Here is a 13,830-nt window from a genome sequence, read left to right as displayed (position 1 = left end):
CGCACTCTTTGCTGCAGCTATCGCGCAGACAGCGGTGCGCTGCCGAGCGGGATCAGCTGGGGCACGGGAGTGCAGCATCCTGCTGAAGCGGTGGTCTCGTCGGGAGCATCGAACAGACCGGATCCGCCGCACACACCGGTAGCGGGGAGGTCGAGCTCGATCCGCTCGGCGGCTTCATGGTCACCGGCGATCGCCGCCACGACGCTGCGCACCTGCTCGTACCCGGTCATGGCAAGGAAGGTCGGCGCACGCCCGTAGGACTTCGCTCCGACGATGTAGAAGCCGGCTTCTGGATGGGCGAGGTCTGCGGCCCCCGTCGCGCGGACCGATCCGCAGGAGTGCAGGTTCGGATCGATCTCCGCGGCGAGCCTCACTGGAGCCTGCAGGCGCATGTCCAGGTCGAGTCGGATCTCAGAAAGGAATGACAGGTCCGGACGGAATCCGGTCGAGACGAACACCTTGGCTGAGGGATCGAGACTGCGCCCGTCCTCGGCGGTCAGCGATACCTGGTCGCCGACGATGTTCACGGATTCCGTGCGGAACCCGGTGACCAGATCGACCTGCCCGTCAGTGACGGCCTTCTTCGCTCGCTGGCCCAACGCCCCGCGCTCCGGGAGCTCATCGGTGGAACCTCCGCCGAAGGCGTTGTCGGCGCTCCCGCGACGGAGCACCCAGGACACACGAGTGCGGGGAGAGCGCCTCACAAGACGGGAGAGAAGGACGATCGTCGTTGCCGCCGAGTGACCGTTTCCGACGACCACGATGTGCTGGCCGGCCAGAGCCGCGAGGTCTTCCATTGCCGGCATCCGGTATTCCAGCAGCCCGGCCGCGGATGCCCGCCGCTCGCCCAGGGCGGCGACGCCGTCGGCACCCGCGGGGCTTGGAAGCGCCCAGGTGCCGGACGCGTCGATCACCGCGCTGGCCAGCACCCGCTCTTCGCCGTCGGCGCGCTGTACGTGAACGACGAAAGGCTCTTCCGCGCGGCCGGCATCGACCGACAGGTCGCGCCCCCTGCGCCCCACACCGACGACGCGCGATCCATAGTGCACGCGGTCGCCCAGCGCTTCGGCGAGGGGGACCAGGTACGTGTCGACCCACTGGCGGCCGGTCGGGTACCCCTTCTCCGGAGCCGCCCATCCTGTCTGATCCAGGGTGCGGCGAGCGGCGGTATCGATGAGTTCCGGCCATGCCGAGAACAGTCGGACGTGACCCCATTCGGCGACCGCAGCACCGGGGCCGTCGCCTGCCTCGAGGACAAGTGGCTGCAGCCCCCGCTCGAGCAGATGGGCGGCCGCGGCCAAGCCCTGGGGGCCTGCTCCGATGATGACGACAGGTTCCATTGCATCCTCCATGCATAGACATTCTTCGATGTGTCGAGTCTTGATGATGCATCGACGGATGTCAATGCGTGAGGCAGGATGGAGGCATGGCAACGGTTCCTGCGACGATCTCGGCCGAGTCGACGGCATGCGACTGCCCGCCGGGGGCTGTCATCGATGAGGCGGCCGCGCGCGATGTGGCACGGGTCTTCAAAGCGCTGAGCGACCCGACCCGCGTCAAACTCTTGTCGATGATCGTCGCGAACAGCTCGGGCGAGATGTGTGTCTGTGATCTCACCGATCCGGTCGGGCTGTCCCAGCCGACCGTCTCACATCACCTTCGCCTGCTCGCGGACGCGGGCCTGGTCGTGCGTGAGCAGCGGGGCCGCTGGGCGTACTACCGGCCGACGACGGGCGCGCTTTCCGACGCCGTCGGCGCTCTTATCGCTGCAGCATCCTGAGTTCTCCACAGCTCGCCTATGGATGCCGCCCGAAACGACTACCCTCGCTCTATGCCTTCCACGACGACGCGACGCACAGTGCCCGCGCTCATCGTGACGGTGCTGGTGCTCGCGCTCGCCGCGGTGCACATGTTCTTCACGGCTGTCGTCAATGTTCCCGATTCGGCGGTCAAGTACGGCAGCCTCCCGGGTGCCGCCGCCGATGCGTACACGCGCCCGCTCTTCGTGCAGAACTACCGCATCTTCGCCCCGAACCCGGCGAGCGAAGATCGCGAGCTGTGGTTCCGTGCGATCACGAGGGATGCCTCTGGCGAGACGATGTCGCCGTGGGTCAACGCGACGGCGGTCGAGCTGGCCGAGCCGTATCGGCGAGTGCTGCGCAAGCAGTCCACGATCATCGGGGCCGAGCGCTTCATGGCCGCGCATCGCGCTCTCACTCCGGAGCAGCAGGAGGTCGCCGCGCGCGACTTCCGCGGGGGCGGCACGGGTGGTCGGGGCGAGTTCGCCCAGGCGCTGTCGGAGGGCGGCCAGAACATCTCGGAGTATATGACCTCCGGCGACTACATCCTCGCCTACGCGACACAGGCGGCCGAGGCGCTGTGGGGTGAGAACGCCGACGTCGTCGCGGTCCAGACGCGCGTCGTCTACGACCCGGTCGTGCGGTGGAACGACCGCATGGTCGAGGGGGCCGAGAGGCCGGCGTCCAGCTACACGAACACCGGATGGCGCGAGCCGATCGTCTTCCCGGGGCAGAACAGCGAGCAGTTCGCCCGCGCTTTCCGCGCCTGGTACGCCTCCGCCCCGGAGGAGGCGACGCTGCGATGACCGCTCTCCTCTCACGGGGTCTGTCTTGGCTGCTCGACGACTATCGCGCCAGCCATGGCCTGGCCATCATGCGCATCGTGTTCGGTGGCATGACGGTGCTGATCCTCGCGCTGTACGCGCCGTACCTCAGCTACACCTTCGGTGAGGGCGCGGCCTGGTCCGGACCCCTCAGCACGACCTCCTCGGTCAATGACTACCCCTGGCCGCTGCCCTTCCCGTTCGATCGCGCCGACTCCGATCCGGTTCTCTACGCGAAGACGGCGATGCTCGCGGCCGTTGCGGTGGCGTACACGCTCGGCTGGCGGATGCGCATCGTCTCGCCGCTGTTCGTCTATCTGTGGCTCGGGTTCAGCACGCTCAACCCGGTCGTGACGAACTCGGGGCATTACCAGACCTTCCGCATCATGCTGATCTTCCTGCTGTTCGCGGATCTCTCCCGCCGGTGGTCGCTCGACGCGCGGCGTCGCGCGCGCAGGGGAGAGGATGCGCCGGTGTCGCCGGTGCTGCGGATCCGCGGACTGCAGCTGTGGCCGCTGCCCCGCTGGGCTCCGCACCTGTTCAACAACACCGCGGTGATGCTGATCGCGTTCCAGGTGTTCGCGATCTACATCTCGTCGGCGCTCTGGAAGCTGCAGGGCAGCACCTGGGTCGTCGGCGTCGCCGTCTATTACCCGCTGCGGCTGGATGAGCTCACGCTCGTGCCATGGCTCAACGACCTCGTCTGGCAGATGACGCCCGTCGTGTATCTCGCGTCGTGGGCGAGTGTCTATCTGCAGTTGCTGTTCCCGCTGCTGCTGCTCAACCGCTGGACGCGCATCATCGCGCTCATCGGCATCACGGGCATGCACGCGGGCATCGGCGTACTGCTCGCCCTGCCCTTCTTCTCACTCGTGATGATCGCGAGCGACATGATCTTCATCCGCGAGAGCAGCTGGATGAAAGCGAAGGGGTGGCTGCACGCGCGCTGGCAACGGCTGACGAGGCGAGCCGCACCGGATGCCGAGGATGCTCCGCCGGATGCGCCGAATTCTCCGCCCGATGCCGTGGGGGCGACCGCACCTGCTCCCGGCGTCCCTCCCCGCGAGCGCGTCCATGCGGAGGCGTGAACTGTCGTGAGATGACAACGCGGGCGGCATCCGTGCCCACGGGGCGTTGTTGCACCTCTACATCCGAGTTCGCTCGGAGTTGTGGCAGACCTACGATCAGAGTGATCCCGAAGTCTCCTGAGAGGAACCGCAATGGTCGACACCGCCGTCCGCCCCGCATCCGTCGAGCACACCCCGACGATCGATGTCGCGCGCGTCAACGAGCTTCTGCTCGGCACCTGGGCAGACACCCGCCGCGAGGCGCGTGCCCTGGTGAGGGACTCGGCGTTCTGGCGCGATGACTCGCTCGACAAGGATGCGCACCGTGAACGCGTTCTCGCGCAGATGCATCTGCTCGTCGAGAACCGGGCCGTGCATCGGGCGTTCCCCAAGCGCTTCGGCGGGGATGAGAACAACGGGGCGAACATCGCGGGATTCGAAGAGCTGGTGCTCGCCGATCCGAGTCTGCAGATCAAGTCGGGCGTGCAGTGGGGACTGTTCGGCTCGGCGGTGTCGCAGCTCGGCACGAGCGAGCACCACGACAAGTGGCTGCCGGGCATCATGGATCTCTCGATCCCCGGCGCCTTCGCGATGACGGAGATCGGGCACGGCTCGGATGTGGCGTCCGTCGGCACGACCGCGACGTACGATCCGGAGACGGACGAGTTCGTCATCCACACGCCGTTCCGCGGTGCGACGAAGGAGTACCTCGGCAACGCGGCCCTGCACGGCATCGCCGCCACCGTCTTCGCGCAGCTCATCACGAACGGCGTGAACCACGGTGTGCACTGCTTCTATGTGCCGCTGCGCGGTGAGGACGGCAACGACCTGCCCGGCATCGGACGGGAGGATGACGGCCTCAAGGGTGGCCTGAACGGCATCGACAATGGTCGCCTTTCGTTCGACCACGTGCGCATTCCGCGCACCAACCTGCTGAACCGCTACGGCAACGTCGACGAGAACGGCGCGTACACGAGCGACATCGACAGCCCCGGACGCCGCTTCTTCACGATGCTCGGCACGCTCGTGCAGGGACGCGTCTCTCTCGATGGCGCATCGTCCTGGGCATCCGCTCTCGGTCTTTACATCGCGATCACCTACGCGAGCCAGCGCCGTCAGTTCACCGGCGCCGACGGCCAGGAGACCGTGCTGCTGGACTACGGCAAGCACCAGCGCCGCCTGCTGCCGCGCCTGGCGACGACGTACGCGCAGATCTTCGCGCACGATGAGTTCCTGCAGAAGTTCGACGGCGTCTTCTCGGGCCGCACCGACACCCCGCAGGACCGTGAAGACCTCGAGACGCTGGCGGCAGCTCTCAAGCCGCTGTCGACCTGGCACGCTCTCGACACCCTGCAGGAGGCGCGCGAGGCGTGCGGCGGTGCGGGATTCATGTTCGAGAACCGCCTTGTCGGCCTCCGTGCAGACCTCGACATCTACGTCACCTTCGAGGGCGACAACAACGTGCTGCTGCAGCTGGTCGGCAAGCGCCTGCTGCAGGACTTCGCCAGCCAGTTCAAGGGCAAGGATGCTGCGGCGCTCGCCAAGTACGCCGTCGGCCAGACGGCCGGCAAGGTGTTCCACGGCGCGGGGCTTCGCCAGTTCGGTCAGGCGGTCGCCGACCTCGGTTCGACGGCACGCTCGGTCGAGTTCGGGCTGCGCGAAGAGCAGCAGCACGAGCTGCTTGCCGATCGCGTGCAGCAGATGGTCGCCGACATCGCCGGGCGCCTGCGCCCTGCCGGCAAAGACAAGGTGCTCGGCGAGAAGCTCTTCAACGAGAACCAGGCCGAGCTCATCGAGGCAGCCCGCGCGCACGGCGAGCTGCTGCAGTGGGAGGCGTTCACGGATGCCGTCCACGCGATCGACGACGCCGACACCAAGCAGGTCATGACCTGGCTGCGCGACCTCTTCGGTCTGCAGCTGATCGAGAAGCATCTCGCCTGGTACCTCATCAACGGCCGCCTCTCCGCGCAGCGTGCCGGCGCGGTGTCTCGCTACATCGACCGCCTCGCGCAGCGCCTGCGTCCGCACGCGCTCGATCTCGTGAACGCCTTCGGCTACGAGCCTGAGCATGTGCGCGCCCCCATCGCATCGGGGATCGAGCGCGAGCGCCAGGAGCAGGCCCGTGCGTACTACGCCGACCTCGAGGCATCCGGGACGGCACCGGTGCAGGAGAAGAAGCTCAAGAAGAAGGCCTGACGGCACGCGCGGGTCCCGGATGTCGGGGCCCGTGCGTACGCTGAGGTTATGACTTCGCTCCTGGTTGCCGACGGGCGTGCCCGCTGTTCATGGGTCGGTGCTGATCCGGAGTACCAGCGCTACCACGATGAGGAGTGGGGCCAGCCGCTGCGTGGCGACCGTGCACTGTTCGAGAAGCTGTCGCTCGAGGGCTTCCAGGCCGGGCTCTCGTGGATCACGATCCTGCGCAAGCGTCCGCGGTTCCGTGAGGTGTTCGCGGGCTTCGAGCCAGCGGTCGTCGCCGCCTTCGGTGACGACGACATCGAACGGCTCATGGCTGATGCGGGCATCGTGCGCAATCGGGCCAAGATCGAGGCGACGATCGGCAACGCCCGCATCGTGCGCGAGATGTCCGAGGGCGAGCTCGATGCCCTGCTGTGGTCGTTCGCACCCGCGGATGCTTCGCGTCCCCGCCCTCGCTCGATGGACGATGTCGCGGCGGTGACCGCGGAGTCCACGGCGATGAGCAAGGCCCTGCGCGCGCGGGGGTTCCGGTTCGTCGGCCCCACAACGATGTACGCGCTCATGCAGTCGGCGGGCATGGTCGACGATCATTTCGACGGATGCTGGCGCGTGACGCCGCAGCCGACCGCATCCGATTCTGAGGAGACACCATGACCACCGTCACCGCATACGCCGCCCCTGCCGAAGGGGCTCCGCTCGAGAAGACCACGATCCAGCGCCGAGCGCTCGGTCCGCTCGACGTCCGCATCGACATCGCGTATGCGGGCATCTGCCACTCCGACATCCACACCGTGCGCGGCGACTGGGGCCCGCAGCATTACCCGCTCGCGCCGGGCCATGAGATCGCGGGAACGGTCGCAGAGGTGGGTGCCGAGGTCACGCGCTTCGCCGTCGGCGACCGCGTCGGTGTCGGATGCCTCGTCAACTCCTGTGGTGAATGCGCGGAGTGCCTGGCCGGTCAGCAGCAGTACTGTCGGGTGGGTGCGACGGGCACGTACGGGGCGATCGACCGAGACGGCACCGTCACGCAGGGCGGCTATTCGACGCAGGTCGTCGTCACCGAGGGCTTCGTGCTGCGCATTCCCGACGCGCTGCCGCTCGACGGCGCCGCCCCTCTTCTGTGCGCGGGGATCACGACCTACTCTCCGCTGCGCCACTGGAAGGTCGGCCCCGGAAGCCGGGTTGCCGTCATCGGTCTCGGTGGCCTCGGTCACATGGCGGTGCAGATCGCCCACGCGATGGGCGCCGAAGTCACGGTGCTGTCACAGACGCTGAGCAAGAAGGACGTCGGGCTGCGTCTCGGCGCCGACCACTACTACGCGACGAGCGACGCGGAGTCGCTGCGTGAGATCCGCCGCTCCTTCGACGTCATCATCAACACGGTCAGCGCACCGCTGAGCCTCGACACGTATCTCCGGCTGCTCGACACCAACGGCACGCTCGTGTGCGTGGGCGCGCCGCCGGAGGCGCAGTCCTTCAACGTCTCCTCGCTGATCGCCGCCCGACGCTCACTTGCAGGGTCGAACATCGGCGGGATCCCCGAGACTCAGGACATGCTTGACTTCTGCGCCGAGCACGGCATCACGGCCGAGATCGAGACGATCGACGCATCGGCGATCAACGAGGCGTACGAGCGCGTGCTTGCCTCCGACGTCCGCTTCCGCTTCGTGATCGACATCGCCAGCATGCGCTGACACGCCGACCCGGCGAGACGAGGTCTCGGGGCAGATGGGTATTTGTCCCCATGCGGAGTCTCCGCGTGTCGCGGTTAGGATGAAACGAGCTTTCGTGCGCCCACCCGAGGGGCGAGCCCCCGCGTGTGTGAGCGTCCGAGGAAAAGACACACATAGGCCCAGGGGGGGACCCGCTGTGAAATCATTCGCGTGGATGCGTGCGCGTCCGAAGACGCTGGCGTCTGCGGCGGGCGTGACGGCGGTCGCAGTCGCGATCACCACCATGGCGATGGTCTACGAAGGGCTCCCGACCGCCGAGGTCGATCTGCACGACGGCGGCGTCTGGATCACCAAGAACGACAGTCTTCTCGTCGGTCACTTCAACAACGAGTCCCGTCTCCTTGACGGCGGTCTGCGCACGACGAGCGACTCGTACGACATTCTTCAGGCGGGTCCGACGGTCGTCGTGGTCGACCGCAGCGCCTCGGCGGCGACAGTCATCGATCCCGCTCGCGTCGCGCTCACCGACAGTGCGTCGATCCCCGGCGGTGCGAAGGTCGCGCTCGGGGCAAAGACCGTCGCGATTCTTGAACCCGAGAAGGGAAACCTCTGGGTCGTGCCCGCGTCGGGGCTCGCCGGTTTCGAGGCGAAGGCCGCAGAGCCGATCGCCGTCCTCGGAAAGAACGCGGATGTCACGGTCGGCACGGACGGCTCGGTGTACGGCGTCTCGCCGGCGAACGGCGAGCTCATCACAGTTCCGGTCGACCCGCAGGGTGAGCCGCTGGATCTCGCTGCCGAGGGCGTCGCGATCGCGGAGAACGCGGCGCCGACGATCACCGCGGTCGGCACGCGCCCTGTGGTGCTCGACAAGGAGGCCGGCGTGCTGCTCGCCTCCGGCGGATTCAGCACGCCGCTCGAGAACGCCGCAGATGCGGTGCTGCAGCAGCCGTCCAGCGCCGGTGAGTCGGTCGCGGTGGCCACGAACAGTCAACTCCTTACGGTGCCCTTCGACGGAGGCGCGGAGATCGTCGAACGGAGCTCCGGTGGGCAGGGCGTACCTGCGGCTCCTGTCACGCTCAAGGGCTGCACCTACGGCGCGTGGAGCGAGTCGGGCAAGTTCATCCGGGACTGCCTCGGCGACGCATCCGACTTGCAGAGCGACATCGATGGTCTCGAAGAGGGCGCGGAGCTCACGTTCCGGGTGAACCGCGATGTGGTCGTGCTCAACGACGTGGTCTCGGGCGCCGCGTGGATGGCCACCGAGAGCCTGCAGCAGGTCGACAACTGGAACGACATCACCCCGCCCGACGGTGAAGCTGAAGACGACGAGCGCACCACGGAGGAGACCGTCGAGACGACGCTCCCCGAGCGCAGTGAGATCAACACTCCTCCCGTCGCGACCGATGACGAGTTCGGTGTGCGGCCGGGCCGTTCGACGCTGCTTCCCGTTCTCGACAACGACACGGATGCCGATGGCGACGTGCTGGTCGCGACCGTCCCGGAGCCGCAGCTCGGGCTCGGGACCGTGCAGACGATCCAGAACGGCGGGTCTCTCCAGCTCTCCACGGAAGAGGATGCCACCGGCAGCGCGTCGTTCACCTACAACATCGATGACGGCCGGGGCGGAACGGCTTCCGCCACGGCGACCGTGTCTGTGCACGATTGGGAGACCAACTCCGCACCGGACCAGCGCCGCACCACGACACTCGCGGTGGAAGAGGGCGGAACGGTCTCGTACAACGTCCTCCCGGACTGGATCGATCCCGACGGCGACGACATCTACCTGAAGGCTGTCGAGGCCGCTCCGGGTGACGAGGTCGAGTTCACGACCGACGGTCAGCTGACCTACCGTGCGGTGGCCAGCCTGCAGGGGCGGAAAGACATCACCATCGTCGTCGCGGACGGGCTCGGCAGCGTCGAGACGGGTGTGCTGCGTCTGGATGTGCGTCCCGTCGGATCGACGGTTCCCAAGACCAACGCAGACCACTTCGTGACACGTGTCGGCGAGGCGATCACGATCGCGCCGCTCGCCAACGACACGAGCTCGGGCCGCGAGCCGCTGCGTCTCGCCCGACTCGACGAGGTCGCGGGTGCGACGATCGTGCCGGACTTCCCGAACAAGTCGTTCACCTTCGAGTCTCCGACCGCGGGCGTCTACTACGTGCAGTACCTCGTCAGCGCCGGCCCCAACGCGGTCCCCGGCCTTGTGCGCGTCGACGTGCAGGACGCGAGCGAGACCGATCTGCCGCCGGTCGCCGTGCGCGACGTGGCGCTCGTGCCCGCGGGCGGATCCGTGCTCGTGAACGTGCTCGGAAACGACACCGAGCCCTCCGGCGGCATCCTCGTCGTGCAGTCCGTGACGGTACCGCCGAACAGCGGCATCTCTGTCTCGGTGCTCAACCATGAGAGCCTGCGCATCACCGACCAGGGCGCGCTCGATGAGCAGGTGCGCATCAGCTATCGCATCTCGAACGGCTCCGCCAGCGCGGAGGGCGATGTGATCGTCATCCCCATTGCGGCGCCGGAGAAGATGCTCCCGCCCATTGCGAATGACGACCAGGCGGTCGTGCGCGTCGGCGACGTCGTGACCATCCCGGTCCTCCGCAACGACGCGCACCCCAACGGCGACGCCATGCACGTCAGCCCCGAGCTCGTCGAACCTCTCGTCGATCCCGAGGCCGGCGAGGCCTTCGTCTCTCAGGACCAGGTGCGGTTCCGAGCCAGCGACACCCCGGGAACGGTCTACGCCACCTATGAGGTCGTCGATTCGATGGGCCAGAAGGATGCCGGCTACATCACGATCCAGGTACTTCCGGTCGACGTGGAAAACAATGCCGCGCCGCGTCCGCGCGACATCACGGTGCGTGCGCTGAGCGGTTCGAGCGTGCGGATCGCCGTACCGCTGGACGGCATCGATGCCGACGGCGACTCGGTCGAACTCATCGGTCACGACTCGGCCCCCCGCAAGGGCAAGGTCGAGATGGGCGGCACGAACTTCCTCGTGTACCAGGCCTTCGAAGGCTCCTCTGGCGTCGACAGCTTCACCTACCGCGTCCGCGACCGTCTCGGGCAGGAGGCCACGGGAACGATCCGGGTCGGCATCGCGCCGGGCGACGAGGCGAACCAGGCTCCGTACGCTGTGAAGGACTCGATCACGGTACGTCCCGGACGCACTGTGGCGGTCGCGGTGCTCGCGAACGACTCCGACCCGGAAGGCGAGACCCCCGCCCTCGTGAAGAACGGGCTGGAGGTGCCGGACGTCGACGGACTGTCTGCGAAGGTCTCCGGTGATCGCGTTCTGGTGACGGTTCCCGATCGAGAGATCGAGACCTCGCTGCAGTACACGATCTCGGATTCCAAGGGTGCGCGCGCCACTGCGGTGCTGCAGATCACGGTCGACGAAGAGGTGCCGCTGCTCGCCCCGATCGCACGCGACGATCGCATCGCGCTGGAAGACATCACGGAAGAGATGACCGTCGCGGTGGATGTGCTCACCAACGACGAAGATCCGGACGGCACAGTCGATGACCTCGCCCTCGAGGTCGACTCCGCCGCGACCATCCTCGACGATCGCACGATCGAGGTCACCGTCGGCCCCGAGCGTCAACTGCTGCGTTACACGATCACCGACCGTGATGACCAGGCGACGTCCGCCTTCATCTTCGTGCCCGCGATCTCGGAGCTCGCTCCGACGCTCGCGTCGACGAAGCCTCTGGAGGTCAAGAGCGGCGAGACCGTGAAGATCCCGCTGGCTGACTACGTCAACGGCTTCGACGGCGGCGCGGTGATCCTGACCGAAGCCGCCAAGGTGAGCGCCGTCAACAGCAACGGCGCGGATCTGATCCAGGACGAGCGCACTCTCGTGTACACGTCGCGCGACCGCTACTTCGGTGAGGATGCGCTGACGTTCGAGGTGACCGACGGCACGGGACCGGACGACCCGGAGGGCCGCAAGGCGACGCTCACGCTGCCGATCACGGTGCTGCCGCCCGACAACCAGCCGCCCGTGTTCACGAACGGCGCGATGAGCGTCGCGCCTGGGGAGCCCGCGGTCACGCTGGACCTGGCTCCCATGACGAGCGACCCCGACCCGGATGACAAGGGCAAGCACAAGTTCGCGCTCACGGGCACTATGCCGGATGGGTTCAAGGCGCGACTGGAGGGCTCAGTCCTTCACGTCGAAGCGTCCTCGAGCACGCCGAAGGGCTCTGCAGCGACGGTCAACCTGACCGTGACCGACGGTGAGACCGCCCCGGTGACGGGCAGCATCGCGGTGACCGTCACCGCCTCGACGCGTCCGCTGGCCACAGCGAACACGGATACGGTCCCGGAAGCGGACCAGGGCAAGCAGATTCCTGTCGACGTTCTCAAGAACGATGTGAACCCGTTCCCGGAGACACCGCTGAAGATCCGCAGTGCCGTGGTGGAGACAGGCGAAGGAGAGGTGAAGGTCGACGGTGACCGGCTGCTGGTCACCCCCGGCGCGACCTTCTTCGGTGCGATGACGGTGAGCTACCGCATCCAGGACGCCACGAAGGATCCTGACCGTGAGGTTGACGGACAGGTCAAGCTGACGGTGCAGGGAATCCCGGATGCTCCGGGCACGCCGACCGTCGCGAGTGTGCAGGATCGCACGGTCGTGCTCTCCTGGAGCCCGCCCGCGAACAACGGCGCACCGATCACGGAGTACACCGTCACGTCGGTGACCTCGCCGTACACGAAGAAGTGCACATCGACGACCTGCACGCTCGACGGCCTCACCAACAATGTCGAGTACGCCTTCACGGTCGTCGCCACGAACCGCGTCGGCGACTCGCCGGCGTCGCCGGCGTCCGCTGTCGCTCGTCCGGATGCCCGTCCTGACACCCCGGTGCCTCCGACCCTGAAGTTCGGGGATCGCTCGCTTGCGGTCAGCTGGACGACGCCGACGACACCCGGATCGCCGGTCGAGAGCTACACGCTGCAGATCTCGCCGGCCCCGCCGTCGGGTTCCGCGGAGAAGGTCGGCGTCACCGGCAACTCCCTGACCTGGGAGGGGCTGGAGAACGGTGCGGACTACCAGGTTCGCGTGCGTGCCCACAACCGGGCTCCTGAGCCTTCGGCGTGGAGCGCCTGGTCGGCGGGCGAGATTCCGGCCGGTCCTCCCGGGGCCACGAGCGCGCCCTCGGCATCGACGGCGCCGTCGGTCGGCAGCCAGGCGCAGATGAACGTGAGCTGGGCGGCGGCGCCGCAGAACGGCGACGCCATCGCCGAGTACCAGCTGCAGGTGATGCGCGGCGGCGAACATGTGACGACCATCTCCACGGGTACGGCGCGGTCGCAGGCCGTGACCGTTGCCACGCACACCACCGAGTACACGTTCCTGGTGCGTGCGCGCAACAAGGCCGGATGGGGGGAGTGGAGCGCGGCATCCGCCCCGCTTCGTGCCTTCGGCAGCCCCGGCGCGCCCACGATCACGGGGACGACCGAGAACAACGGCTACGTGACGGTGTCCTACAGCCTGAGCAACGCTAATGGCGCGAGCGCCAGCGAGATCCGCTACGAGTTCAGCGTCAACGGCGGCGCGTTCAGTCGCGATTGGGACGGCTCGCGCATCAACGCCGGCAACGGCTCGTCGAATGTGATCCGGGTGCGCGCGTACTCCGTGGTCGGCGGACAGGAGTCGCAGCCAGGGCCCTCCTCCGGCGGAACGAAGGCGCTGATCCCCTTCGGTCCGGTCAACACGCCGGGTGCGTCGGCGAGGAACAACGGCACCTCGGTGACACTCGGCTGGTCGGCTCCCGCAGACAACGGTCGCAGCATCCAGGTGATGCAGATCAGCGTCGATGGCGGAGGCTGGCAGAACGTGGGTCGTGACGGGACGACCACCGTCGGCAACGGGTTCCAGCAGACGCACAGCATCCGTGTGCGGGCGATGGACACCGAAGGGCAGTGGTCGAGCGAAGCATCCGCCTCTGCACGCACGAACGATCCGCCGGTGCCTCGCGCATGGACCTCCAAGGGGTCGTTCGTCAGCGGATGCTCGGGCAGCGGCTGCTACAAGCTCGTGATCAACACGAACGACGCCTTCCAAGGCGGCGACTACAACATCGAGTGCATGAACAACGGAGCCGTCTTCGGCACGAACGCCGGGTACAAGGTCCACATCCCGTCCAACGGCCGGGTCGAGCTGAACTGCTACAACGGCTACGCCGGCAACAAGTCCGTGCGCATCATCGGCGGAAACCCGTCCGTGACCGAACCCGTCTACTGGTAGTCCGCCCCGGCT

At 67.4% G+C, this 13,830-nt stretch carries 8 protein-coding genes; 7 read left to right on the top strand and 1 reads right to left on the bottom strand.

What is annotated here, in order from left to right:
• Positions 1–17: 17 nt before the first annotated feature.
• A complete protein-coding gene (locus tag AC1REM_RS01570; RefSeq protein ID WP_492512995.1) occupies positions 18–1,352 on the bottom strand; it encodes an FAD-dependent oxidoreductase in 1,335 nt (444 codons plus the stop codon).
• A 74-nt stretch (positions 1,353–1,426) separates the two neighbouring features.
• On the opposite strand from AC1REM_RS01570, the gene AC1REM_RS01565 reads away from it, so the two are divergent.
• The 7 genes from AC1REM_RS01565 (at position 1,427) to AC1REM_RS01535 (ending at position 13,818) form a co-directional block, all read left to right on the top strand.
• A complete protein-coding gene (locus AC1REM_RS01565; RefSeq protein ID WP_492512994.1) occupies positions 1,427–1,780 on the top strand; it encodes an ArsR/SmtB family transcription factor in 354 nt (117 codons plus the stop codon).
• A 51-nt stretch (positions 1,781–1,831) separates the two neighbouring features.
• Entirely contained in the window at positions 1,832–2,605 is a 774-nt protein-coding gene (locus AC1REM_RS01560; RefSeq protein ID WP_492512993.1) for a DUF5819 family protein, read from the top strand.
• On the top strand, positions 2,602–3,711 hold the full coding sequence (locus AC1REM_RS01555) for an HTTM domain-containing protein (protein ID WP_492512992.1): 1,110 nt from the start codon (positions 2,602–2,604) through the stop codon (positions 3,709–3,711). The genes AC1REM_RS01560 and AC1REM_RS01555 overlap by 4 nt, the downstream gene beginning before the upstream one ends.
• A 132-nt stretch (positions 3,712–3,843) precedes the next feature.
• Positions 3,844–5,886: an acyl-CoA dehydrogenase family protein gene (locus tag AC1REM_RS01550; RefSeq protein WP_492512991.1), complete on the top strand. Its 2,043-nt coding sequence runs from the start codon at positions 3,844–3,846 to the stop codon at positions 5,884–5,886.
• A 48-nt stretch (positions 5,887–5,934) separates the two neighbouring features.
• Positions 5,935–6,543 (top strand): DNA-3-methyladenine glycosylase I, encoded by a 609-nt coding sequence (locus AC1REM_RS01545; RefSeq protein WP_492512990.1) that lies wholly within the window; start codon positions 5,935–5,937, stop codon positions 6,541–6,543.
• Positions 6,540–7,583, top strand: a complete 1,044-nt coding sequence (locus AC1REM_RS01540; protein ID WP_492512989.1) for an NAD(P)-dependent alcohol dehydrogenase — start codon at positions 6,540–6,542, stop codon at positions 7,581–7,583. The genes AC1REM_RS01545 and AC1REM_RS01540 overlap by 4 nt, the downstream gene beginning before the upstream one ends.
• Positions 7,584–7,776: 193 nt before the next feature.
• Positions 7,777–13,818, top strand: coding sequence for an Ig-like domain-containing protein (locus AC1REM_RS01535; RefSeq protein ID WP_492512988.1), 6,042 nt, complete (start codon positions 7,777–7,779; stop codon positions 13,816–13,818).
• Positions 13,819–13,830: the final 12 nt, after the last annotated feature.

Source organism: Microbacterium sp. GW823-FHT02G05, from assembly GCF_058797175.1.
Note: the sequence above shows the minus strand (reverse complement) of the source record. Positions and strands in the feature narration are given on the sequence as shown.